This is a genomic window from Mycobacterium sp. pUA109 (assembly GCF_041287095.1).
GTDB lineage: Bacteria > Actinomycetota > Actinomycetes > Mycobacteriales > Mycobacteriaceae > Mycobacterium.
Map to the genome: position 1 here is coordinate 103,516 of NZ_JBGGKS010000013.1, position 23,715 is coordinate 127,230.

Here is a 23,715-nt window from a genome sequence, read left to right on the forward strand (position 1 = left end):
GTCACGGCAGCGAGGGCAGCGGGCTGACCTCGCCGGTCGCGCTGTTGACCAGGGCGGCGCGGTCCAGCGTGGCGTGCAGCGGCAGCACATCGAACACCGCGGCGACGGCGACCGGCAGCTCGACCAACCGGGCCCGCGGCGCCAGCGAGCAATGCGGCAACCAGATGCCGGGCCGATAGTGTTTGTGCAGTTCGGCGCCGGTGGCGGTGACGGCTTCGACCACCCGCTGCTGGCGCGCCATGAACTCCGCGCTGACCCCGGCGACCAGCCACGCCCGGCCGCGCCGGAACAACCCGACACCGTCGAAGTTGACCTGGACCGGGGATCCGTCGTCGAGTTCGGTGAGCGCGGCGGTCACCGCGGCCAGGTCCCAGCTGCGCAGCACCGCATACGACAGGTGCGGGACGTGCTGTCGGTGGGTGTGCGAGGCCAGGCTGGGTACCCCGTGCTCCTCGAGCCGATCCCACAAGGCGCGGACCGCCCGCTCGGATCGCCGGTCGAACAGCAGGCAGACGGCCAGCGCCACCGGTCAGCGGTACAGGTGGACCGGGTGGTGGGTGGCCTGTTCGATCTGCGCCGACGCGGTCTGCAGCAGCGCGGTGCCGAGCGAGATCAGCCCGCGGGCCGCGGCGATCTGCTCACCGACCGCCGGCTGGCTGGCGTCGTCGGGATGCCGGTAGGCGTCGCCCCGCGTCGTCATGGTTTGGCCGTCGGAAAGCTCGGCCCGCACCGTGGCGTGGGTGTGGGTCTCGTCCTCGTCGAATTCGATGTCGACATGCCAGTTGGGGTCCAGATTCTTGTCATACATCGCGATCACCTTCTCTCCCCTCTAAGGGTGCTCCGCGCAACGCCGTTGTACGAGCGGTTTCGCCGGAAGGTCTGTTCTCGCGCCGACTTTCCCGGCAAGATCGCTGGAACACGTTCTCATTGAGGAGTTGCATGGATACGGTTTTGGTCACCGGCGCGTTCGGGCTGGTGGGGTCGGCGACGGTCAGGCGGCTCGCCGAGGACGGCCGGCGCGTGGTCGCCACCGACCTCGATGTGCCCGCCAACCGCAAGGCGGCGGCCAAGCTGCCGGCATCGGTGCAGGTGCGCTACGCCGACCTGACCGATCCGGCGGCCGTCGACGGGCTGGTCGGCGCGGTCTCCCCCACCGCGATCGTGCACCTGGCCGCGGTTATCGCGCCGCTGTGCTATTCACGCCACGAACTGGCCCGCAAGGTCAACGTCGACGCCACCGCCCATCTGCTCAAGGCCGCTGCCGCCCAAGCCGATCCGCCGCGCTTCGTGCAGGCCTCCAGCGTCGCGGTGTACGGACCCCGCAACCCGCACCGCATCACCGACGTCCTCACCGCGGACACCCCGGTCAATCCGGTGGACATCTACGGCGCCCACAAGGTGGAAGCCGAGCAGCTGGTCCGCGACTCGGGCCTGGACTGGGTGGTGCTGCGCCTGGGCGGCGTACTTACGGTGGAACAGCGCTTCGACATCGACCCCGACTTCATCGCGTTCGAGGGCATGCTGCCGGTCGACAACCGGATCCAAACGGTGGACGTGCGCGATGTCGCGCGCGCGTTCGCCGCTGCCACCACCGCCGACGTGGTCGGTGAGACGCTGCTGATCGGCGGCGACAGCACCCACCGCAGCCGCCAGGGCGATCTGACGCCGGCGATGACCGCGGCGATGGGCCTGGTCGGGGCGATGCCCGCCGGCCGCCCCGGGGACCCGGACAGCGACGACGGATGGTTTGCCACCGACTGGATGGACACCGAGCGGGCGCAGCAGGCGCTAGATTTTCAGCGCCATTCCTGGCCGGACATGCTGGCCGAGACCGCCGAAAACATCGGCTGGAAGCGGTATCCGCTGCGGGTGATCGCCCCGCTGGCCGGCTGGTATCTGAACCGCAACTCGGCGTACTACCGCAAACCCGGCCGCTACGCCGACCCGTGGGCGGCCATCCGCGATAAGTGGGGCGACCCGCGGCCGGGCAAGGGCGTGGCGTGAACCCCCGCGACGCCCTCGTCATCGGCGGGGCCTCCGGGATCGGTCGGGCGGTGGCGGAGGCGCTGACCGCCGACGGCTGCCGGGTGCGGGTCGCCGACCGCAATACCGCGGGCGCGCAGGCCGTCGCCGCCGCCCTCGGTGACCCGCACACCGCGGCGACCGTCGAGGTCACCGACGAAGAGTCGGTGGCTGCGCTGTTTGAGCAGGCCGGGCCGCTAGACGTCGTGGTCAACACGGCGGGGTTCAGCAACGTCGGCCTGATCGTGGACATGCCGGTGGACCAGTTCCGGGAGGTCATCGACGTCTGCCTGACCGGCGCGTTCATCGTCACCAAGTACGCGGGTCGGCAGCTGCGCAGCGGCGGTGCGCTGGTGTCGATCTCGTCACTGAACGGTCGGCAGCCCGCGGCGGCGATGAGCGCCTACTGCGCGGCCAAGGCCGGGCTGTCGATGCTGACCCAGGTGGCCGCACTGGAGCTGGCGCCGCGCGGGATCCGGGTCAACGCGGTGGCCCCAGGCTTTGTGCACACCCCGCTGACCGAACCCGCCGCGGCCATCCCCGGCGTCGTCGAGGAGTACCTGGAGAACACCCCGTTGGGTCGGGCCGGCGCCCCGCAGGATGTCGCCGACGCGGTGGTGTTCCTGTGTTCGCCCCAGGCGTCCTGGCTGACCGGCGAGGTGCTGGACCTCAACGGCGGCGCGCACCTGCGCCGCTACCCGGATGTGTTGAGCCACGTGATGAAGCTGGCTGAACAACAATGAGTTTCACGCACTCCGACCGTTAGCCAACCGCCAACTTCAGGACACGGTGATCGCCAATATCGGTGATGTAGACATTGCCCGCCGAATCGACCGCCACCCCGCATGGGTCGCGTAGACCCTTGAAGGGCAGCGTCCGCGGCGTGTCAGACCCCACCGGCAATTTCACCACCCGCCTGGTGCCCTCGTCGGTGACGTAGACGTTGTCAGCGGAATCCACTGCGACCCAGAACGGGCTCGCAAGTTCGGTGAACGGCAGTACCTGTTGGGTGTCTGAACCGGCAGCCAACTTCACCACGCGCTTGTTGCGGACGTCGGCGACGTAGAGGTTGTCGGCTGAGTCCACCGCCATTCCGAGTGGTCCATTCAGTCCACTGAACGGCAAGACCTCTTGAGCATGTGAATCCGCAGCCAACTTCACCACGCGGTTGCCGCCGTCGGTGATGTAGACGTTGCCAGTCGAATCCACCGTAATCCCACTCGGCCCCGCAATTCCGGTGAACAGCAACACCTGTTGGGTGTTCGAACCCGCCGGCAGTTTCAAGACGCGGTTGTTGCGGGTGTCGGCGACGTAGACATTCCCGGCGCCATCAACCGCGACCGATAAGGTGTCCTCGAGCTGGGCGAACGGCAAGACCTCCGGGGCACTGGACCCCGGCGCCAACTTCAGCACCCGCTTGTTGCCGCTATCGGCGACGTAGACGTTGCCCATGCGATCGACCGCCATCGTGTATGGCCTATTGAGCCCGGAAAAGGGCAATGCCTCTTGGGTGATCGGCCTGGCGGGCAATTTCACCACGTGGTTGCTCTTGACGTCTGCGACGTAGACATTGCCAGCAGAATCGACCGCCAGCCCGATCGGCTGCACAAGACCGGTGAACGGTAACGCCTGCGGGCTGGCCGAACCGGTCGCCAGCTTCATCACGTGATGTATGGCGCCGTCGCTGGCATAGACATTTCCGGCGTCATCAACGGCCACCCCGGACGGTATGGTGAGCCCCCCGAAGGGCAACACCTGCTGGGTGGTGGACCCCGCCGTCAACCGCACCACACGGTTGTTCTTGAAATCTGCCACGTAGACACTCCCGGCAGAATCCACCGCGACACCAATCGGTTCAGCAAGTCCGGTGAACGGTAGGTCCTGTTGGGTGTGCGACTCCGCCACTAGCTTCACGACACGGTTGTTACCTTTGTCCGCGGCGTAGACGTTGCCCGCGCCGTCAACCGCCACTGCGAACGGATTATTGAGTCCCGCCAACGGCAATTCCTGTTGGGCATCGGAGCCCGCCACCAACTTCACCACCCGGTTGTTGAGGGTGTCAGCCACGTAGATGTTCCCAGCACCGTCAACGGCCACCCCGTTCGGCCCGCGCAAGCCGGTGAACGGCAAGACCTGTTGGGTGGTGGACCCCGCCGCCAACTTCACCACCCGGGCGTTGTTGAAGTCGGCGACGTAAACACTCCCAGCGGAATCCACCGCCACGCCGAAGGGCTCATTGAGCCCGGTGAAGGGCAGGACGGTTTGACCCGGCTGCTGGGTCTGGGATGTGGGCGCGGCCTGACTTGTTTGAGTGGGAGTCGGTGTCGAACGTTTCCGCGTGACAACGCCAACGGTAATCCCGCCCGCAACGACTAGCAGGATGACGGCCATGAGGATCAGCGACCGCGTGCGTTTCCGTGGCCGCGGAGCACGACCTGGCGGGCCCAGATACATCGGCGGCGGGGGCAAATACGGTGGAACTTGGGCCCCCTGGGCGGGCGCATATCTCTGCGAGGTGACCGTGGGCTGGGTCATCACGGGCGATGCGGCGGCGTTCGGCCGCGATCCCATCGTCGGGAGCGCCGGGGCCGTCTGTGCGCTCGGTGCACGTAAGGCCTCCACGAACTCGGCGCAGGTCTGATACCGCGCTTCGGGTTCTTTGGCCAGCGCTCGGGCCAGCACCCTGTCCAGGTAGGCCGGCAGGGCGGGGTTGCGTTCGGTGACCGGCGGGACGGGCCGGCTGAGATGTGCGGCCATCAGCGCGGTGATCGAGTTCGCCCTGAACGGCAGCGACCCGGCCAACATCTCGAAGGCGGCGCAGCCCAAGGAGTAGATATCGGCCCGGTTGTCGAGCACACCGCCCTCAATCGCTTCGGGCGAGATGTAACTCATGGTGCCGACGGTCGCCCCCGTAGAGGTCAGCGAGGTGGCCTCCCCAGCGGCCTTGGCGATCCCGAAGTCGGCCAGCTTCACGGTCCGCAGCCGGTGGTCGTGACCGAACTCGACGAGGATGTTCGCCGGCTTCACGTCACGGTGGGTGATGCGGTGTTCGGCGTAGGCGTAGTCGAGTGCCGCCCCCGCGCCAGCGATGACCTGGATCGCCACATCCAATGCGAGGGGCCCGGACTTGAGTAGTTTCGCCACGTCGGTTCCGGCGACGTACTCCATCGTCAGCCACAGTCGGCCGTCATGCTCGCCCCGGTCATACAGGGTGATGATGTTGGGGTGTCGTAGCGGAGCCAGCAGATCGGCCTCGCGCGTGAAGCGCTGGCAGAACTCGTCATTGCGGCTCACACCGCCGTCAAGGAGCTTCAGCGCATCGAGGCGCGGCAAGCGGGGATGCGCCACCAGGAACACCTCACCCATGCCGCCAGCGCCGAGCCGTTCCACGACCCGATACCCGGCGATGAAGGTCTCACCCCCTGCCACGATCCGAGTTTGTCACATCCGGTCCGCCGCATGCTGTGGAGCGCGAGGACAGCAACACGGGCAGTGACTTTCGCCCTGGCGAAGGATCCTGCTGGCTATCGGCCGGGTTGAACCTCGACGAATCCCGCCGCCGCGAAATCTTGGTCGAAGGCGAGCGCTTCCCGCACCCGCCGATCACGCATGACGCGAAAACTCGTCGCATCCACGTAGGAGTACACCCGTTCGTCATGCTTGCGCAGCCAGTCCCACGCCGCCGCTTCTTGGTCCTCGGTGACTCGGTGCACAACGAGGCGATCAGCCTTATTGAGCACGTCGAGCCGATCCAGGAAGGCTAGCGCGGTCCGATGGCTGTCCTTGCGACGCAAGAAGGTCCACGTCTCGCCCGCAACGAGGTTGGTGGTGAGGACCTGCTCGGACTGCCCGAGAGCAGCCAGCATCCCCAGCGCGTCGGTGTGGCGAGCGTCCCCCGGCAGCGCCCACGCCACCCACCAACCCGTGTCGGCGAACTTCATGTGCCGTACACGACGTCGTCGATCTCGCCGGGCCGTACTGACACATGGCTCGACCCGAACCCGGCCAGTGAACTCCACGGGTCATCACCGTCATGTCCGAGTGGCGACGAGATGACGGCGCCGAGCCCCAGACGGATCAACTCAGATTTGGAAATACCACGACGGCGAGCCTCCGCGGCAGCCAGCGCGTCGAGTTCCTCCGGGATCGTGATGGTGATTGACTTCACCACACCACTATACATAGCTGCCGTAACGGCAACTACATACGATAGGGCCTCCCGCACCCGCGAAACGGCGTCGCCTCCCGTCGAGCCCGATTAAGGTTCACGACGGGACGAAGAGGAAAGGGCGGCGATGGAAAGCGAATTCACCACCACCCAAAAGCGCGCTTTGGCCGTCGCCACCATCGTCGCGCTGCTGTTCGGCGCGTACTTTCTGCGCGGGTTCTTCATCCTCATCGTGGTGGCCGCGGTGGGCGCATATCTGTTCACCCCGCTGTTTCAGCGGTTGCGCCGGCGGTTTTCCACCGGCCTGTCGGCGACGCTGACCCTGGTCGCCGCGGTGGCAACGGTGATCGTGCCGGCGGCCGCGGTGGTGTTGCTGGCGATCATGCAGATCACCCGGATGGTCGGCAGGGTCAGCGAGTGGGTCGCCGCCACCGATATGAGCACCCTGGGGGACAAAACGCTGCGGGTGGTCAACGACGTGTTGGCGCGGGTGCCGTTCGTGCACGTCACGGTGACCGCCGAATCGCTGCGGCACGCGATCGTCACCGTCGCCCAACGCGGCGGCGAGTGGCTGCTGCACGGGCTACAGGGGGCGGTGGGCAGCGTCGTCGCCGCCATCGCGGCCTCGATCATTTTCTTGTACGTGTTCATCTCGCTGCTGGTGAACCGGGACCAGATCCACGCGCTGATCCGTCGACTCAACCCGCTCGGCGAAGAGATCACCGACCTGTATCTGGCCAAGACCGGCGCCATGGTGCGTGGGACGGTGATGGGCCAGTTCGTCATCGCGCTGTGCCAAGGTGTTGCGGGGGCGGCGTCGATCTATATCGGCGGGTTCCACCAGGGCTTGTTCATCTTCGCGATCCTGTTGACCGCGCTGTCGATCATTCCGCTCGGCGGTGGCATCGTGACGATGCCGTTCGGTATCGGCATGATGTTCTTCGGCCACGTCGTCGGGGGTGCGTTCGTGGTGCTGTTTCACCTTCTGGTGGTCACCAACATCGACAACGTGCTGCGTCCGGTGCTGGTGCCGCGGCAGGCACGGCTGGATTCGGCGCTGATGCTGCTGGCGGTGTTCTCCGGGATCGCGATGTTCGGTTTCTGGGGCATCGTGATCGGGCCGGTGCTGATGATCCTGATCGTCACCACCGTCGAGGTCTATCTGGCGGTGTACAAGGGCGTCGAACTCGAGCAGCCCGAGGACGAGGAGGAGCCGACGCCGAAGCGAAAGTGGTTTCCCCGCAGGCGGCGCGTCAACCCGTCAATCGCTCGTTGAGGAACTCCACCACCCGCTTGCGCGCCTCGTAGGCGGGATGCCCGTCGACCTCGCGGACCTCGTCGGTGAGCACCGAGTGCGCCATCCGGGTAAAGCCATGCGCATTGCCCGGCGATGAGTCGATCTCGATCACCTCGAACGCGTCGCCGAGCCGCTCCTTCAGCGTGACGAACCGGTCGCCGGGGGCCATCTTGTCCTCGCTGAACCGCAGCCCCAGCGCGCACAGCCCGTCGCTGGCGGCGCGGTCGGCGATCACCCCCAACTCGACATCGGATAACCCGGCGTCGCGGCGCTGCTTGGGTGTCAGCGGGACCGGCAGGGACGGCTGGCTGAGCACCGGGGCCAGCACCGCATCGTCGACGGCGGCGGCCAGCGCAAAACCGCCGGTGAAGCACTGCCCGATCACCCCCACGCCCTTGCCCGGCGTGGAGGCATTGAGGTCACGGGCCAGCGCCCGCAGGAACTGGGTGACCGGCCGCTGCCGGTTGGTGGCAAACGCGGCGAATTCCCTTGTCACGCAGGCCCGTGCCATCGTCGTCAGCGCGTCCACACTCATCCGCGGTGCGCCCGGCGTGCCGAACAGCGACGGCATCGCCACGGTAAACCCGTTGTCCACCAGGTGATTACCCAACCCCAGCACGCCCGGGTGGATACCCGGAATCTCGGGAATCAGCACCACACCGGGGCCCTGACCCTTGCGATACACGTCGTGAGTGAAGCCGCCACCGGTAAACGGCGCCGCGGTCCATCCGGTCAGGTCGGCCTCGGGTGCGCTCACCTGCTGTCCTATCGCTTGCTCGGCAGCGGCGGCTGGGATTGGGTGGCCACCGCCAGGGTGCGGAACTCCTCGGCGCTGCCCGCGCCGGTGATCGCCAGCTGCGCCGGGCCGCCCGGACCGGTCAGCCGGGTGGTCCACACCGGCTCGGCGTCACCCTGATAGACGATCCAGCTGGTGCCGTCCACGTCGACGGTCCCGGTCGGATGCATCGACGCGTGAATCGAGCCGACCAACTTGTCCTCGTCGGCGTTGCTCTGGGTCAAGCTGACATACATCCCGGTCGGGCTGAGGTAGCCGACGGTCGAGGTGACCGCACGCAGCCGCTGTCGCGTCGCCGGGTCGGTGCGCCCGTCGTCGATGCTGCCGCGGCCACCGGAGTTGGGTTGCCAGCCCTCCGGCAGCCTGGGCAGCCGAATGGGGAACCCGAACGTCTGCGCATCGGCGCGCAGCGCAGCGCCCGCATCGTAGGACGGCGCCGTTCCGGGCTCGCTTCCGCCGGGCCGGAACGAACACATTCCGGCCAAGCCCGCCAGCACGATGCAGGCCACCACCAGCGGCGCCAGCGACCAAAACATGTCGCGGCCGTCTTGCAACAGCCGCGGCTTGGCTGGCCGCGGCGACGGCTGTGGCTGCGTGGTCACCGTGCCAGTATCCCAGCTGCCATTTCTGCGGTGCGGCGGCCGCTGTCCAACCCAGATCACGAGCACCCGGCAATACCAGTTCTTGCTGATATTCTGCCATTGACAACTGGCACACTACTGACTGAAACTGAAGACGCGCGGCGAACCGGCGCGCGCCCTGCCGGCGAGAAGTAGGAGTGGACGAAGGTGACGACGCTGGACTTGCAGCAGACGCTGCAAACCATCAAGGACCGCCAGTGGATGCTCAAGGACATCGACTGGGACGCGCCGGGTGCCGAACTGGTCACCGAGGAGCAAAAACCCAAGCTGAAAGCGTTCATGGCCGACCTGATGTGGGTGGAACACATCGGCGCCCGGGCGTTCGCCGGTATGGCGATCAACGCACCCGATCCGACACTGCGCGAGGTCTACCGCTACTTCCACGCCGAGGAGCAAAAGCACGCCAACGCCGAGTTGGCGCTAATGAAGCGGTGGGGGCTGCTGGACGACGCCGAGGTTCCGTTGCCGACACTGCAAATCGCCTACGCGCTGGACATGATGGACAAATCCGCCGACCGGGTCCCATTTGAGACGATGGCCACCTCGATCCCGATGCTGGAATGCGCACTGGACGGGGCGCTGCTGAAGTTCCTCACCGACGAGGTCAAAGATCCACTGCTAAGTGTCGTCCTCAACAAAGTCAACGCCGACGAGTCACGGCACTTAGCAGTGGGTTTCCACGTGATGGGAATGCTCTCCGGGGCCCCGCTGAGAAGGCTGCTGGTCATCGGCTTCAAGATGGCCAACGGTTGGGGCGTCATCGGGCTGAAGCACCTGGTCGCGATATTGCCGCTCTACGGCGCGATGCGCGAGGAGCTCTACGACATGGGGATGGACGGCTCACGCTTACACAAGGCGATGGAGCGCTACCGCAAGGCACGCGAACGCGATCCCCGGCTCAACAACAACCCGCTGTACAAAATGACCAGCGCCTACTCGTATCTGACCATGCAACGCCACCCGGTGTGGTCCCGAGTGGAAAACGCCATGCTCAGCCTTTCGCGGCGGATTCCGCAAGAAGAGTGGCCGGCGCCGCCGAGCTGGTCGGCCGAGCTGACCCACCGGGCGGCGGTGTGAGCATCACACACACCAGCCCTACAGACCAAACAGTGACGACCGCAATTATCGGCGCCGGTTTTTCCGGCCTGGGGGCCGCGATCAAGCTCGTCGAGGCCGGCATCGAGGACATCGTGGTGCTCGAGCGTGCCGGTGAGATCGGCGGAACGTGGCGGGACAACACCTACCCGGGCGTGGCCTGCGACGTCCCATCCCTGTTGTACTCCTACTCCTTCGAACAGAATCCGCTGTGGAGCCAGACCTTCGCCAGCGGGGCAGAGATTCAGCAATACCTCATCGACGTCGTCGCCAAGCACGACGTGCGCAAGTACATCAGGTTCAACGAAACCGTCCGCGGGATACGGTGGGAAGGCGATGAGAGCGGATGGATAATCCGGACGGACCACGCCACGTACCGCGCTCGCACGGTGATTGCCTCCTACGGGCCACTGGCGAATGCGTCGCTGCCCCGAATCGAGGGGATCGACACGTTTTCCGGCAAAATCCTGCATACCGCGCGATGGGACCACACCTATGATTTCAAGGGCAAAACGGTCGCTGTCATCGGGACCGGAGCCACGGCGGTACAAGTAATCCCGGAACTGGTTCAGCGAGCGAAACAGGTCCGTGTTTTTCAACGCACCGCCGGCTGGGTGTTCCCACGCGCCAATACCGAAACATCGCAACAGATGCAGTGGATGTTCACCCGCATGCCCGCGGTACAACGACTCCTCCGCTCGGCGATCCTGGGTGCCTCCGACGCTGCGGCCCTGGCGCTGGTCTGGAACACCGTACTCACGTCGCTGATGCAAGTGGCCGCAAAGCGGTATCTGGCCAAGGAAGTCAAAGATCCGTGGTTGCGGCGCCGGCTGACTCCGAACTTCCGGCCGGGCTGTAAACGCATGCTGGTCTCCAGCGACTACTACCCCGCCCTGCAGGCCGACAACTGTGAACTCGTCACCTGGCCCATCGCCCGAATCAACGAAACCGGGGTGATGACCTGCGAGGGTGTCGAACGCACCGCCGACGTTATCGTCTGCGCTACCGGGTATGAGGTCACCAAGGCCGGCCCGCCGATCGAGATTGTCGGTCGCGACGGCAGATCCCTGAACGACGAATGGCGGAAAGGCGCTTTCGCCTATAAGAGCGTCAATGTGGCGGGCTACCCGAATCTGTTCTTCACGTTTGGGCCTAATGCGGGGCCCGGGCACATCTCCGCGCTGGTGTACATGGAGGCCGAAATCGACTATGCCGTCCGGACGATCCAGCTCATGCGAACGCGCCACCTCACCTCGATCGAGGTGCGCGCTGATGCCCAACGCGACTACAACCGGTGGGTCCAACGTCGCCTCGCCAAAACGACGTGGAATTCCGGAGGATGCAGCAGTTGGTACCTGACTGAAGACGGGTTCAACGCGACCATGTTCCCGGGTTTCGCCTCGACCTTCCGCAAGATGCTCAAAGACATTGAGCTGCATGACTACACCGCGACCGGCGATGTGGCCGCGGCGCTGGCGTCGGTGGAACCGTGACGGGTTCCGAACCCGCTCTGGGCGACCATACCGCGGTTCCACCGATCCTCGACGACGGCGCGCTGCCGCCGGCATCGGATGCCGCCCTGCGCGGTCAGGCCATGTCACGCGCGCTGATGCGACCGTTCGTGCGCAGGCTGCGTCTCACGCCCTCCGGGTTGCGGCTGCTTCGGGTGCTGACCGGCGCGCCCAATCGGCTGATCCGGCCGGTTCGTGGCACGACGATAAGGCAGGTGCGAAGTGAGCGGGTGCGCGGCGAATGGGTGACGGCGCCCGGCGTTCATGGCACCGGCCGCGCGCTGCTCTACCTGCACGGGAGCGCATTCACCCTGCTGTCCGCCAGCAGTCATCGCGGGCTGGTATCACGGCTGTCGGATCGAACGGGATTGCCGGCCTTCAGCGTTGACTACCGGCTCGCACCCGAGCATCCCTTTCCCGCCGCCTCCGACGATGTGATGGCCGCGTACCGCTACCTGCTCGACAACGGGATCGATGCCAGCGACGTCGCGGTGGCCGGCGACTCGGCGGGTGCTTTTCTGGCCGTCGACCTGACGTTGCAACTGGCACGCCGGCGGGCGCCGCTGCCGGCGGCCGTGGTGCTGTTTTCTCCGCTGGTCGACCTGACGTTGCAACTGGCCGCCGCCCAAGAACAGCTGTCCCCGGATCCGTTAGTCAGTGCGCGGGACTGCCGGCGGCTGGTCGACCTGTATGTCGGTGGCGCCGACCGGACCGATCCGCGCCTCACGGTGACCTTCGACGGTATCGACCAGTTCCCGCCCACCCTGATCCAGACGGGCGGCCACGAGATGTTGCAGGCCGATGCGCGTCATCTGCACGCGCTCATTCGGGCGTCCGGGAGCCGCAGTTACCTGCAGGTGTGGCCGGGCCAAGGCCATGTGTTCCAGGCCATGACAAGCCTGCCAGAAGCTTCCGCGGCGCTGCGCGAGGCGGCGTTGTTCCTGGCGTGGACACTGCGGCGAACCACCGGCGCGGGGAAAGGACAACTGTGACACCACATCGCGGCACGACACCAATCTCGCGGTCCGCGCGGGCTATCGTCACCGGGGCTGGCAGCGGCATCGGCCGCGCCTTCGCCCTCGAGTTGGCCCGACGCGAGGCCACCGTGGTGTGCTCCGACATCTGCGGTGACCGGGCCGAAGAGACCGCTGCACTGGTCCGCAAGGCTGGGGGTACCGCGCATCCGCAGGCCTGCGACGTCTCCCAGTACGAAGACGTCGAACGGCTCGCCGTGGTCGCCGAACAGTTCTTCGAGGCACCGCCCACCCTCGTGGTCAATAACGCCGGTGTCGGCGCCGGCGGGCATGTCATCGGCGAGATCGGAATCGGCGAATGGTATTGGGTGCTCGGCGTCAACCTGCTCGGGGTCGTGCATGGGTGCGAAGTCTTCGCGCCCATCCTGCGCGGACAGCCACGGGCCGGCATCATCAACGTCGCGTCCGCGGCGGCCTACGCGGCCGCGCCGCTGATGGCGGCGTACAGCGCCAGCAAGGCCGCCGTCTTGTCGGTATCGGAAACGCTCGCCGCCGAAATGGGCGGCACCGGCGTGCACGTCACCGTGGTGTGCCCCACCTTCGTCAAGACCAATGTCGCCCGTGACGGCCGCATTGCCGGGGCGTCCGCGGAGTTTGCCGCCAAGATGATCGAACAACGCGGAACGCCCCCCGACGACATCGCGCGCAAATCACTCGACGCCAACGATAAGGCCCGGTTGTATGTGGTGCCCCAACTCGACGCCAAATTGGCCTGGCAGCTGAAGCGTCTTGCGCCGGGGCTGACCACCCGCGCGATGTCACTGGCTGCGCGCAGAATGGAGCCCGCCGCGACGTAGCCGTGGCGGGGATTGCAGTACAACAGCGTCCAAGTAGGGGGTCGCCACAACACCGCGTGAATCCGTGCAGGACCAGCCGGTATTCTGGAATGCCAGCACGCGGCGCAGGCTTGGCATGCGGGACCGTTCACTAGGGCAGAAAGTGCAGGGGTTGGCTGAATATCGACTCGATGAGTTGGCGCGGCGATCCGGTGTGTCGTCGCGCAATATCCGCGCATACCAGGAGCGCGGGTTATTAGTTCCGCCCAAGCGCGATGGCCGGATCGCAATTTATGACGAGAACCATCTGTGGCAATTACAGATCATTACGCAGTTGCTGCAGAAAGGATACACGGTCGCGCATATCCAGGACTTCTTCAAAGGATTCGCAAAGAACCTGGACCTGGCCGACACATTAGGCGTCCAGGAATTGGCCAAAAAGACCGGAATGCAGCAAGCATTCACGGCGCCCTGGAAGAAGAACACCGAGCCGCGCAAGATGGCGGCACTCGCGCCGGCGCAACCGCTGCCGCTGGACCCCTCCAGCGAACTCGCCCGCAACCTGGTCCGCCACGGGCTTGCCCGCCGCAAAAACAACGACCTGGTCATCGTGGATCCGCACATCAACGCGGTGGTGACCGGCGCCAAAGACCAAACGTTCTACCTGCGGGTGCTGCTCGGGGTGTGCGAAGCCACCACCAGCGCCGTGCAGCAACTCGCCGAGACCACCGTCAACGAGCTGCGCAACAAGCTCGTCGAGCACTATGGCGAGGGCTGGATCCCACCAGCCGAGCAGCAACAAGACCTCGCCGCCGTGATCACCGATGTGCGTGAGCTGGCCAGCCTCCTCGTCAACAACGCATTGAGCGACGCGCTGGAAGACAACGCGGTCCGCGCAGTCCGTGAGTACTTGGAGGGCATGATGCCCCCTCACGACGGCGGCGCCGACTAGCCGTGAAGTCGGCTAGCCCTTAAGGATTTTTCTTCACCCCGTCGGCGAACCAGCGCCAGCCGGGCCGCGCCGTGATGGGCAGCCGGACCCGATAGCCCCGCAGGTGGAACCCGGCAACGCAACCGCCGTCGTCGACCGGAAACCGTACCGTTGTCCACTGGCATATACCCATTGACAACTGGCACTGTGATGAGTGATGATGGCGCGGTCTGGGGCGGTGGGCGACAGGGAGACACATGACCACTCTCGATCTGGCCGACACACTGCAAACGATTACCGACACCACCATCCGGCCGGAAAAGTGGCCGCCACGCCCGACGTGGTCCAACGAATTGACGTACCCCACCGCGGTGTGACGCCGTCCATGCTTGCGAACTGCTCACAGCGCCGCGAGAAGACGCTTGGGCCGCGCAACGACCCCGAGGGCGAATGGACTGGGTGGGATCGGTCTGTGACACCCGATTTCAGCCTGGGGGGAAGGCAGCCATGACATCAGCTCGATCTGCCGCGTCAGTCGACCTGGCGGAGCGCAAAAACGCCGCCGCGGTGGCGGTCGTCCCGCAGCCACCGCCCACCAAACGCTCGGCCCTCGGCGAGATCCGTGATTGGGTTCGCCACTACCTGCTGAACCACCCGTTGATGTCGCTGAGCACCGTTGGCGGGCAAGTGATGCTCGGCCTGCGGGCCGTCCAGTACCTGATCGTCGACCTCCTCACCGGCCGCTTCCTGGTCGGCGAGTTCATCGAACAGGCCGCGTTTATGGCGGGAACGGCGTTCGTCCCGACGGTTTTGGTCACAATTCCGATCGGGGTCACCCTGTCCATCCAATTCAGCTTGCTAGCCGGACAAGTCGGCGCCACCTCGCTGTCCGGCGCGGCGACCGGGATGGTGGTGATCCGCCAGGGGGCTCCGCTCGTGGCGTCGATGTTGCTCGCATTGGCGGTCGGCTCGGCGGTGTGCGCAGACCTGGGTTCACGAACGATGCGAGAAGAAATCCAGGCGATGGAGGTGATGGGGGTGATGCCGGTCCGACGCCTGGTGGTTCCGCGGCTTGCCGCGCTGATCCTCATCGGCGTGTTGCTGACCGGGGTCACCAGCTTCGTCGGATACATCGCGGGCTACCTGTTCAACGTCTACTTTCAGAACGGCACACCCGGCTCGTTCATCGCGACATTCGCCTCCTTTGCCACCGTGGGCGATCTCGCGCTCGCCCTGGTCAAAGCCATCGTGTTCGCGACAATCGTCGCAACCATCAGCTGTCACAAAGGCTTAGACACCCGGGGCGGTCCGGCCGGGGTAGCGAACTCGGTGAATGCGGCGGTCGTCGAGTCCATGCTGCTGCTGATGATCGTCAACGTGGTGATGAGCCAGCTCTACGTCATCATCTTCCCGCGGCAGACCCTGTAAGCCATGGCCGCGCCCACCACATTTCACGTTCCGGGCACCCACTCGGTCATCCAAGCCGCGGGCGCGACCAGCCAGACGGTGGCGAAAGCCGGCCACGTCACACACTTCTTCGGCCGGGTCGTGGTGTCGGTACCCACCATGCTGCGGCACTACCGCCGAGAAATGCTGCGGCTGTTGGCCGACATCTCCTGGGGTAACGGGTCCATCGTGGTCGGCGGCGGCACCGTCAACGTCGCAGTGGTGCTGGGAATCACCGCTGGCGCCTTGGTTGCCGTCGAAGGCTATAGCGCGTTGAAGCTCCTGGGTATGGGCCCGGCAACCGGGCTGATCTCCTCATTCGCCACCACCCGCGAACTCGCACCGATCATGATCGCGATGGCGTTCATCGCGCAGGCGGGATGCCGGTTTACCGCCCAATTGGGCGCCATGCGGATCAACGAGGAAATCGACGCCATGGACGCCTTGGCCATCAACCCCATCCCCTATCTGGTGACCACCCGGGTGATGGCCTCACTGATCGCCGTCATCCCGTTGTTCCTCACCGCCCTGGCAACGTCGTATCTGTCCTGCCAGCTGGTCAGCGTGTTCGCCGGCCAGTCCACCGGGTCATACCTGCACTATTTTTCCTTGTTCATCAACGGCCGAGACGTTGTCTTCGCGACGATCAAGGCCACCGCCTTCGTCTTCATCTCCTCGACGATCCAGTGCTATTACGGTTTCTTCGCCCACGGCGGGCCGGCGGGGGTCGGTGTGGCGGCCGGACGGGCGATGCGGGCCAGCCTGACGGTCGTGATCATCGTGAACATGCTGTTGACCATGGCGCTGTGGGGCGTCGAATCCGGCGCCAGGTTCGGTGGTTAGCCATGCCGAACTCCTTCGACGTCGATCCCCGCGGTCCCTCCCACCGCCTTCTACTCGTCGAGGGTGTGTGCTTCATCGCGATCGCGGCCATCATCGCCGGACTGATGGGCGCCAAATCGAAAGGCGCGCTGGACCAGCTGGTGCGCGTCGATGTCGAGCTGGTCGATATCGGCGATGGGCTGCCGCAGCGCTCGGACGTGAAGTTCCGCGGCGTCCTGGTGGGTGCGGTCTCCGAGATCATCCCCTCCCAGTTCGGCGGCCCCAATCACGTCCACGTCGCCCTCAAACCCGGGTATGCCTCCGGTATCCCCAACACGGTTACCGCACGCGTGGTTCCGTCCAATATCTTCGCGGTGTCGTCGGTGCAGTTCGTCGACAACGGGAAGGGTTCGGGACCACTGCGGTCCGGGTCGGTCGTGCGGGAGGACAAGTCGCTGCCGACCGTGTTATTTCAAAACGTTCTCGCCCGCCTCCGCCAGCTGCTTGCCGCCGTGGCACGCAAACCCGACGAGAACAGCATCGGCCTGATGGCGACCTTGGGCGAGGCGACCCATGGTCGCGGCCAGCAGCTGACCGACACCGGTCATGACCTGAACGATATTCTGACGCAGCTGAATACGGTTGTCGGCGTCGACGACACCGGACCATCCACCCTCTCGGCGCTGACCGCGGCTGCCGACGGACTGCGCAGCGCCTCCCCCGAACTGTTCGACGCGCTCGACAGCTCGATCGCACCCATGCAGACCTTCGCCGAGAAGCGCGTGCAGTTGGACGATTTTCTCTCCGGCGGACTTGGTACGTCCGGCATGCTCGGCGACGCCTTTGACCATCAGACCGACCGGTTGATCACCATCAGCACCGAACTGACACCGGCACTCGGCGTCATCGCCGACCACGCCAATGAGTTCCACGACGTATCGACTCGCCTGCAGCGCCTCGCCGACAAGGCCTACGAGGAGGCCTGGGATCCCGACACCAACCTTCCCCGCGTCAAGGCGGCGGTCGCGTTTACCCCGACGCGCACCTACGTTCGCGCCGACTGCCCGCGCTACGGCGACCTCGCTGGCCCGAGTTGCCTGACGGCGCCGGAAGTTCCGACCGCGCCGGATCTGCTGCCCTCCTTGGGGTCAATGGGGTTTCCCCCCACACCGGGAGTAGCGGAAAACCGCCCCAACGTGACCCCGCCGCGGCACTCGATGCCCGACGATCCGCAGGGCCCGCCGGGGCCGCCACCCGGCGGCCCGCAGCTGCCCGATGAATCCCCGGCCCCGGAGGATCCGGCGCCGGCCGGGATCCAGCCGCAATCCAATATCCGCGGCAACGTAGGGCCGGTCGGCAGTCGCCAGGAAATGGACCAGCTCGGCCGCATCGTGGGCGGGCGGCCCTCGGTTGCCCTGGACTTGCTGTTGGGGCCGCTGTCCCGCGGTACGACCGTGCACATCACACCCGACCCCGGAGGCGACCGGTGAGCAAGTACCGCAAACCGTTGATCGGCCTGGCCATCTTCACCGTCTTTTCGGTGGCCGTGACCGTGATGGTCTTCGCCACCTTGCAGCGCGGAGTCGAGGGGCCGACCAATACCTATTCGGCGATTTTCACCGATGTTTCCGGGCTCACCCCGGGCAATGACGTGCGGGTGGCCGGCGTCCGGGTCGGCCGGGTGGACAAGGTTGAGCTCGCGGGATCGTTGGCGCGGGTTAGTTTCCGGGTGCAACGCGGCCAGGTGCTCTACCGCGACACCCTCGCGTCGGTGACCTACCAGAACGTCATGGGACAGCGATACCTGGGGTTATCGCAAGGGCCGGACGGCGATCACACTCCCTTGACGAATCACGGTCAGATACCCGTGGAGCGCACCAACCCGTCGTTCGACATCTCCTACATGCTCAACGGGTTCGAGCCACTATTTACCCAGCTGGATCCACAGCAGGTCGACAATCTGACCAACGCCCTCATCCTGGCCTTCCAAGGTGATTCCGATTCGATCCTCGCGTTGACCACCCAGGCCTCGGCTTTAACGGAAATGCTGGCCGGACCCGACCAGGTTCTGGGCGACCTCATCGGCAACCTGGACCAGCTGATGGCCAGCCTGGCATCACAAAACAGCAATCTGCAGACGATGATTCGCCAAACCCGCGGCATCATGGCGGAACTGGCCGACCGTCGAGGGGAACTGGTCGCCTCGGTGGGGTCGATCAACTCGACGGTCGGCCGGCTGGCGACGATCGTCGACACCATCACGCCCCAGTTGCAAGAGTTCATCGGCCGGCAACCCGGTTTCCTCGACTACGGCCTGCACGACGGGCGAGCGCGGTTTAGCTATCTGGCCGCCAACCTGCCGTTGCTGGCCAAAGGCGTTGCGCGCATCTCGCAGGAGGGAACCTATGCCAACGCCTACGTCTGTGATCTAGACATCGGACTGTGGCGCGGTCTGTTCCACTGGACCCGAGCCTTCATCATGGCGGCGACCCCGGGCAACGGTCACGAGGTCTGGCACTCACCGATATGCAGGTAGCCGCGGTGTTCGAGCGCCTCAAACGCCCCGTCGAGTCATACAACAAGACATGGCTCGGGTTGATCGCGCTGGTCGTGATCGGCGTCGTGCTGGCCGGCCTGGTGTTGTTCGGCACCCTCAACGCCGGCAAGACCCGCTACCGAGCCGAATTCGCTCAGGCCGCCCAGATCGGTAACGGCAACCAGGTCACGGTCGCGGGCATCGAAGTGGGCACCGTCGACAGCGCGAAACTCGCCGGCGATCACGTCATCGTCACCTTCACGGTCCGCAATGACGTGCACCTGGGCAGCGCCACCCAGGCGGCCATCAAGGTGACCACGATCCTGGGATCCCGCTACCTCGAGTTGTCACCGGCCGGCGCCGGCGATCTCGACCATCACACGATTACGTTGGCCAACACCCAAGTCCCCTACGATCTGCAGAAGACCATCGCGGGTGCGACGAGCACCTTCGAATCGGTCGATGCCGAGCACGTCGTCGACTCGGTGGAAATGCTGAACCAAAACCTGGCCGGTTTGCCCGACGCCCTGCCGCAGGCGCTGGACAACCTGCAATCGCTGGCCACCATCATGTCGGATCGGCGCGGGCAACTCGGCAGCCTGCTGGCCAACGCCGACGCGCTGACCACGATGCTGCGCGACCAGAAGGCCGATCTGGGGTCACTGGTGCTGCAGGGCCGCGACCTGCTGAGCGAGATCGCAACCCGGCGCGCGGCGGTGCAGCACCTCTTCGCCAACGCCGCCACGCTGGTCGACCGCGCCAAGACAATCCTCGGCGACGAGCCGGCGATCGACCAGTTGCTGGCCAACGCTCAAGAATTCACCCAGCTGATGGCCGACCACGACGCGTTGATACGCAACATCTTGCAGACGCTGCCCATCACCGTGCGCAACCTCGCCAACGCCACCGGCAGCGGCAACGCCGTGGACGGCAACCTTCCCGCCGGGGTTTTCATCGACTCGTGGATGTGCGCCCTCAGCGGGCGGGCCAAGCAGTTCAACCTCGTCGAATACTTCAAGGACTGCGAATGAGCCGACAGATCAAGGTGATCGTCATAGCGCTGGCCGCAACCATGGTCCTGCTCGCGGTCGGGGCGGCCGCGGTGATCCCCCGGCTCGCCGGCCGCCAGCTCACGGTAACCGCCGAGTTCGAGGACGCGATCGGGCTGTACGCGGGCAACGCGGTCGCGGTGCTGGGAATACCGGTGGGGACGGTGACCGGCGTCGTTTCCAAGGACAGCTACGTGGCGGTGACCCTCGCCATCGATGAGGGCGTCGACATTCCCGCCGATGTTCAGGCCGTGACGGTCTCGCACTCCATCCTGACCGACCGGGTCGTCGAGCTCACACCCCCCTACCGCGGCGGACCGAAGCTACACAACGGCGACGTACTGGGTTTGGCGCGCACCCGCACACCGGTCGAATTCGACCGCACACTGGCGATGGTCGACAAACTCGGTAAAGCGTTGCACGGCGACGCCAATGGGAACGGACCGCTTGGTGACCTGGTCTCCCTGGGCGCGGAGATCACCTCACAAAACGGGCCCCAGGTCAGGGCGACGCTGGACAAACTGTCCCAGGCGCTGCGGGTAGGCCCCGATAAGGGCGCGCACAGCAAAAAGAACATGCAAGCGATCATCACCAGTGTCGCCGAGTTGAGCCAGTCGGCGGCCGACAACGACGCCGCGATACGCGAATTCGGCTCGAACCTCCGGCAGCTCAGCGACATCCTCGCCGACGAAGACCTGGGTTCGGGCAGCACCGGCGCGAAGGTCAACGAGATCCTTGCCGAAGCCACCCGGTTGCTGGAAGGTAACCGAGCAACGTTGAACGGCACGTTCGCCGGTACCCGCACCATTACGACGTCGCTGGTTGATTACCGCCGGGAGCTGGCGGAGATCCTCGATGTGGGGCCGCTCGCAGCCGACAACCTCTACAACGTGATCGACGAAAATGCCGGCAGCGTTCGCGCCCATCTATTGGTCGACAAGATGCTGCTCAACGGTCAGTTCGCCAAGGAGGTGTGCAATCTGATGGGACTAAAGCAGTTGGGATGCGCCACCGGCACACTGAACGACTACGGACCGGATTTTGGCCTCACCGGGATGCTCAACCTGATGGCCGACGGAATCAGTGGTACGCCATGAGATACCTGTCCGCCGTCCGCCGCGGTTTGCGCTGCACGCTCACCGTCGGCGCGGTCGCGTTGCTGGCCGGCTGCGCCGCCGGCCTGGACAACCTGCCGCTGCCGGCACCGGAGGCCGGCGGCCAAAGTTACACCCTGACAGCGGTCTTCACCAACGCATTGAATCTTCCGGCCAAGGCGAAGGTGAAACTCTACGGCGCCGACATCGGTGAGGTCGATTCGATCTCGGCGCAGAACTTCACCGCCCACGTGAACATGCGGATCAGGGCCGACGTCCCGCTGCGCGCCGGGAGCACCGCCGAACTGCGGTCCCCCACGTTGCTCGGCGATGTGTTCGTCCAGATCAGGTCCGATCCGCACCAGGCCGCGGATGCGGCGCTGCTGCGCGACGGTGACACCATCCCGCTGAAATCCACCGCCGCGGCACCGACCGTGGAAGAACTCCTCAACTCGATGGCGATGCTGGTCAACGGGGGGACGGTGCGCCACCTGGTGTCGTTGCTGAACGGCACCGGCCGGGCGGTCGGAGGACGGGGCGAGAAGCTCGGCTCGATGTTGCACCAGACGACAACCTTGCTGTCCCGGATGACCACGAGGTCCGACCAACTGAACAGCGCGTTGCGGCGCACGTCTGAGCTGGCAGCGGCGATGTCCGCACGACGCGACACCCTCGACGCGTCCTTCACCGCCGCCGCGCCGGCGATCGCGGTGATCGCCGACAACGCCGCCCGATTAGCCGACCTGGCGGATGCGGTCGCGCGCACCACCCGCCAACTGTCCCGGTTTCCCTCTTTTCAAGGCACCGATACCCGCAGCCTGACCGCCGACATCAACGAATTGGCGGCGGTGTTCAACGAAATCTCCCTCGACCCCAACCTGTCGCTGACATCGTTCAACCGGATGATCGGGCTCATCATCAAGATCACCAACGCGACGTCTCTGCATGCCTCGGCGGAGATCTCGAAACTCACGCTGGTGCCCTGGCCGGACAAGAACTATCCCGGCGATCCCGGGTTCCACTGGACGGACGGCACCGACTGGCATCTGATGATCGGCAGCTTGCGATACGAGTGGAACCTGTTGCTGGACAGGATCTACGGGGCCCAACGATGACGCCGCTGCTCCTCCCGCTGGAATGGTCGGCCCGGGTCGTCGTCGACCTGGTTCGGGCGGTGGCCAAACGCCGGATCCTGGCCTCGTGCATCGGGGTGGCCCTCACCCTGGTGACCGCGCTGGCTTACGTGACCGTCGGCGGTTTGGGGGTCAACCCGGCGCACACGACGATCTCGGTGCGGGTGTTACTGCGCGAGTCGGGCGGGCTGTTGGTCAATCAGGATGTCACCGTGCGCGGGATACCGGTTGGTCGTGTCACGGCGATCAACTTCACCGAGCACGGGGTGGAGGCGGTGGCCGCCATCAACGGCGACGCGCGGATCCCGCGGGACAGCCCGGTGCGGGTGTCGGGCTTGTCCGCGGCCGGTGAACAACACCTGGACTTCTCACCGCGGCACAGTGGCGGACCGGTCTTGACCGATGGCACGGTCATCGGCGAACAGCAGTCCAGTGTCCCGGTGTCGCTGGCGCAGATCATCGACGACAGCCACGGCGCCTTGGCTCAACTGGACCCCGACCAACTGACCACCCTCACCAGGGAACTTCGCGTCGGACGCGAGGGGCCAAAGAAGCTGGCCGCCGTGTTCGACGGGGCGATCTTTCTGTCCTCCACGCTCGAGGGGGTACTGCCGCAGACCGTCAGCCTGCTGCGCAACACCCGGACCGTGTTCGCCACACTTGCCGACGTCACCCCGGGCCTGCGCCGAACCACCGTCGACCTGCAAAACGTCTTGTCGGGGGTGAACAGGATGGACAACGGATTCCGAACGCTCATCGACCGGGGCAGTGGCCAGTTGGCCCAGTTCGACGACTTTCTCACCGGCAACCGGGACAACATCGTGCAGCTGCTGGGCAACCTGACGACGGTGTCGCAGCTGCTCTACCTGCGGATACCGGCGCTACAGGACCTGTGGCGACCGGACCACGGACCGCTTATCGACCGGATCTCCAGCATCATTCACGACGGCGCTGTCTGGGGTGTGGGCTCGTTCATGTATCAGACGTACCGCTGCGACTACAACCTCCCGCGACGCCCGCCCTCGCAGCCCGATTTTCCCGAACCCTACCGGTACACCTATTGCAATAATCCCGACCCGGCAGTTTTGGTCCGCGGCGCGCGCAACGCGCCGCGACCACCCGGTGACGACACCGCCGGTCCGCCACCGGGATTCGACCCCACCGCGCAGACCGATCCGGCGCCGGTGTATCCGCCGTACACGCTGCCCACCCCCTACGCCGGACCCGAGTTGCCGGCGTGGATACCGAACTGAAACGACCCGGGAGCCGACACCACGGAGGCCCACCGGCGCGCCCGCGAACGGGGCCTCGGCTAACACCCATGGTCCGAGCCCCGCTGGCTCGCGTCGACCTGCTTTCTGGGA

Annotated in this window: 23 protein-coding genes; 16 read left to right on the top strand and 7 right to left on the bottom strand. The window is 65.7% G+C overall.

Annotated features, from left to right (window positions below):
• Position 1: 1 nt before the first annotated feature.
• A complete protein-coding gene (locus ACAG26_RS16275) occupies positions 2-526 on the bottom strand; it encodes a 2'-5' RNA ligase family protein (protein WP_370483965.1) in 525 nt (174 codons plus the stop codon).
• 3 nt (positions 527-529) lie between these two features.
• Entirely contained in the window at positions 530-808 is a 279-nt protein-coding gene (locus ACAG26_RS16280) for a DUF1876 domain-containing protein (protein WP_370483967.1), read from the bottom strand.
• Positions 809-939: 131 nt separating this feature from the next.
• Between ACAG26_RS16280 and ACAG26_RS16285 the strand changes: the two genes are divergently transcribed.
• Together ACAG26_RS16285 and ACAG26_RS16290 are read left to right on the top strand one after the other, a co-directional pair.
• Positions 940-2,004, top strand: a complete 1,065-nt coding sequence (locus ACAG26_RS16285) for an NAD-dependent epimerase/dehydratase family protein (RefSeq protein WP_370483969.1) — start codon at positions 940-942, stop codon at positions 2,002-2,004.
• Positions 2,001-2,765 carry an SDR family NAD(P)-dependent oxidoreductase gene (locus ACAG26_RS16290; protein ID WP_370483971.1) on the top strand — a complete coding sequence of 255 codons (765 nt, stop codon included), beginning with the start codon at positions 2,001-2,003 and terminating at the stop codon, positions 2,763-2,765. Before ACAG26_RS16285 ends, ACAG26_RS16290 begins: the two co-directional genes overlap by 4 nt.
• Positions 2,766-2,784: 19 nt before the next feature.
• On the opposite strand, the gene ACAG26_RS16295 is transcribed toward ACAG26_RS16290, so the two are convergent.
• The 3 genes from ACAG26_RS16295 to ACAG26_RS16305 form a co-directional block, all read right to left on the bottom strand.
• The gene (locus ACAG26_RS16295) at positions 2,785-5,451 is read right to left on the bottom strand and encodes a serine/threonine-protein kinase PknD (RefSeq protein WP_370483973.1); all 2,667 of its coding nucleotides are present in this window, start codon (positions 5,449-5,451) and stop codon (positions 2,785-2,787) included.
• A 95-nt stretch (positions 5,452-5,546) separates the two neighbouring features.
• Positions 5,547-5,963 (bottom strand): type II toxin-antitoxin system VapC family toxin, encoded by a 417-nt coding sequence (locus tag ACAG26_RS16300; protein WP_370483975.1) that lies wholly within the window; start codon positions 5,961-5,963, stop codon positions 5,547-5,549.
• The gene (locus ACAG26_RS16305; protein ID WP_370483977.1) at positions 5,960-6,190 is read right to left on the bottom strand and encodes a ribbon-helix-helix protein, CopG family; all 231 of its coding nucleotides are present in this window, start codon (positions 6,188-6,190) and stop codon (positions 5,960-5,962) included. Before ACAG26_RS16305 ends, ACAG26_RS16300 begins: the two co-directional genes overlap by 4 nt.
• A 127-nt stretch (positions 6,191-6,317) precedes the next feature.
• On the opposite strand from ACAG26_RS16305, the gene ACAG26_RS16310 reads away from it, so the two are divergent.
• Positions 6,318-7,466, top strand: coding sequence for an AI-2E family transporter (locus ACAG26_RS16310; protein ID WP_370483978.1), 1,149 nt, complete (start codon positions 6,318-6,320; stop codon positions 7,464-7,466).
• Here the strand turns inward: ACAG26_RS16310 and ACAG26_RS16315 are convergent.
• Positions 7,444-8,244: a dienelactone hydrolase family protein gene (locus ACAG26_RS16315; protein WP_370483980.1), complete on the bottom strand. Its 801-nt coding sequence runs from the start codon at positions 8,242-8,244 to the stop codon at positions 7,444-7,446. The genes ACAG26_RS16310 and ACAG26_RS16315 overlap by 23 nt on opposite strands.
• An 8-nt stretch (positions 8,245-8,252) precedes the next feature.
• Entirely contained in the window at positions 8,253-8,885 is a 633-nt protein-coding gene (locus tag ACAG26_RS16320; protein WP_370483982.1) for a DUF4245 domain-containing protein, read from the bottom strand.
• A 240-nt stretch (positions 8,886-9,125) separates the two neighbouring features.
• Here ACAG26_RS16320 and ACAG26_RS16325 point away from each other — a divergent pair, with 240 nt between their 5' ends.
• From ACAG26_RS16325 to ACAG26_RS16385, 13 genes are all read left to right on the top strand, one after another.
• Positions 9,126-10,001, top strand: coding sequence for a ferritin-like domain-containing protein (locus tag ACAG26_RS16325; RefSeq protein ID WP_370484101.1), 876 nt, complete (start codon positions 9,126-9,128; stop codon positions 9,999-10,001).
• Positions 10,002-10,033: 32 nt separating this feature from the next.
• The gene (locus tag ACAG26_RS16330; protein ID WP_370483984.1) at positions 10,034-11,512 is read left to right on the top strand and encodes a flavin-containing monooxygenase; all 1,479 of its coding nucleotides are present in this window, start codon (positions 10,034-10,036) and stop codon (positions 11,510-11,512) included.
• Positions 11,509-12,522: an alpha/beta hydrolase gene (locus tag ACAG26_RS16335; RefSeq protein WP_370483986.1), complete on the top strand. Its 1,014-nt coding sequence runs from the start codon at positions 11,509-11,511 to the stop codon at positions 12,520-12,522. Before ACAG26_RS16330 ends, ACAG26_RS16335 begins: the two co-directional genes overlap by 4 nt.
• The gene (locus ACAG26_RS16340) at positions 12,519-13,361 is read left to right on the top strand and encodes an SDR family NAD(P)-dependent oxidoreductase (RefSeq protein WP_370483988.1); all 843 of its coding nucleotides are present in this window, start codon (positions 12,519-12,521) and stop codon (positions 13,359-13,361) included. Before ACAG26_RS16335 ends, ACAG26_RS16340 begins: the two co-directional genes overlap by 4 nt.
• Positions 13,362-13,425: 64 nt before the next feature.
• Positions 13,426-14,292 (top strand): MerR family transcriptional regulator, encoded by an 867-nt coding sequence (locus ACAG26_RS16345; RefSeq protein WP_370483990.1) that lies wholly within the window; start codon positions 13,426-13,428, stop codon positions 14,290-14,292.
• A gap of 486 nt (positions 14,293-14,778) precedes the next feature.
• Positions 14,779-15,699 carry an MlaE family ABC transporter permease gene (locus tag ACAG26_RS16350; protein WP_370483992.1) on the top strand — a complete coding sequence of 307 codons (921 nt, stop codon included), beginning with the start codon at positions 14,779-14,781 and terminating at the stop codon, positions 15,697-15,699.
• A 3-nt stretch (positions 15,700-15,702) separates the two neighbouring features.
• Positions 15,703-16,560 (top strand): ABC transporter permease, encoded by an 858-nt coding sequence (locus tag ACAG26_RS16355; RefSeq protein WP_370483994.1) that lies wholly within the window; start codon positions 15,703-15,705, stop codon positions 16,558-16,560.
• A gap of 2 nt (positions 16,561-16,562) precedes the next feature.
• Positions 16,563-18,029, top strand: coding sequence for an MlaD family protein (locus ACAG26_RS16360; RefSeq protein WP_370483996.1), 1,467 nt, complete (start codon positions 16,563-16,565; stop codon positions 18,027-18,029).
• Positions 18,026-19,075, top strand: a complete 1,050-nt coding sequence (locus ACAG26_RS16365; RefSeq protein WP_370483998.1) for an MlaD family protein — start codon at positions 18,026-18,028, stop codon at positions 19,073-19,075. Before ACAG26_RS16360 ends, ACAG26_RS16365 begins: the two co-directional genes overlap by 4 nt.
• Positions 19,066-20,106, top strand: coding sequence for an MCE family protein (locus ACAG26_RS16370; protein ID WP_370483999.1), 1,041 nt, complete (start codon positions 19,066-19,068; stop codon positions 20,104-20,106). The genes ACAG26_RS16365 and ACAG26_RS16370 overlap by 10 nt, the downstream gene beginning before the upstream one ends.
• Positions 20,103-21,221 carry an MCE family protein gene (locus ACAG26_RS16375; RefSeq protein ID WP_370484001.1) on the top strand — a complete coding sequence of 373 codons (1,119 nt, stop codon included), beginning with the start codon at positions 20,103-20,105 and terminating at the stop codon, positions 21,219-21,221. Before ACAG26_RS16370 ends, ACAG26_RS16375 begins: the two co-directional genes overlap by 4 nt.
• Complete coding sequence (locus tag ACAG26_RS16380; protein WP_370484003.1) at positions 21,218-22,333, top strand: MlaD family protein; 1,116 nt, start codon at positions 21,218-21,220, stop codon at positions 22,331-22,333. Before ACAG26_RS16375 ends, ACAG26_RS16380 begins: the two co-directional genes overlap by 4 nt.
• Positions 22,330-23,604, top strand: a complete 1,275-nt coding sequence (locus ACAG26_RS16385) for an MlaD family protein (protein WP_370484005.1) — start codon at positions 22,330-22,332, stop codon at positions 23,602-23,604. Before ACAG26_RS16380 ends, ACAG26_RS16385 begins: the two co-directional genes overlap by 4 nt.
• Positions 23,605-23,715: the final 111 nt, after the last annotated feature.

What these genes read in the sequence shown, in the direction of transcription:
- ACAG26_RS16355 (WP_370483994.1), top strand. Translation starts at nt 15,703, where the DNA reads ATGGCCGCGCCCACCACATTTCACGTTCCGGGCACCCACTCGGTCATC.
- ACAG26_RS16375 (WP_370484001.1), top strand. Translation starts at nt 20,103, where the DNA reads ATGAGCCGACAGATCAAGGTGATCGTCATAGCGCTGGCCGCAACCATG.
- ACAG26_RS16285 (WP_370483969.1), top strand. Translation starts at nt 940, where the DNA reads ATGGATACGGTTTTGGTCACCGGCGCGTTCGGGCTGGTGGGGTCGGCG.
- ACAG26_RS16380 (WP_370484003.1), top strand. Translation starts at nt 21,218, where the DNA reads ATGAGATACCTGTCCGCCGTCCGCCGCGGTTTGCGCTGCACGCTCACC.
- ACAG26_RS16280 (WP_370483967.1), bottom strand. Translation starts at nt 808, where the DNA reads ATGTATGACAAGAATCTGGACCCCAACTGGCATGTCGACATCGAATTC.
- ACAG26_RS16370 (WP_370483999.1), top strand. Translation starts at nt 19,066, where the DNA reads ATGCAGGTAGCCGCGGTGTTCGAGCGCCTCAAACGCCCCGTCGAGTCA.
- ACAG26_RS16300 (WP_370483975.1), bottom strand. Translation starts at nt 5,963, where the DNA reads ATGAAGTTCGCCGACACGGGTTGGTGGGTGGCGTGGGCGCTGCCGGGG.
- ACAG26_RS16350 (WP_370483992.1), top strand. Translation starts at nt 14,779, where the DNA reads ATGACATCAGCTCGATCTGCCGCGTCAGTCGACCTGGCGGAGCGCAAA.
- ACAG26_RS16325 (WP_370484101.1), top strand. Translation starts at nt 9,126, where the DNA reads ATGCTCAAGGACATCGACTGGGACGCGCCGGGTGCCGAACTGGTCACC.
- ACAG26_RS16310 (WP_370483978.1), top strand. Translation starts at nt 6,318, where the DNA reads ATGGAAAGCGAATTCACCACCACCCAAAAGCGCGCTTTGGCCGTCGCC.
- ACAG26_RS16360 (WP_370483996.1), top strand. Translation starts at nt 16,563, where the DNA reads ATGCCGAACTCCTTCGACGTCGATCCCCGCGGTCCCTCCCACCGCCTT.
- ACAG26_RS16385 (WP_370484005.1), top strand. Translation starts at nt 22,330, where the DNA reads ATGACGCCGCTGCTCCTCCCGCTGGAATGGTCGGCCCGGGTCGTCGTC.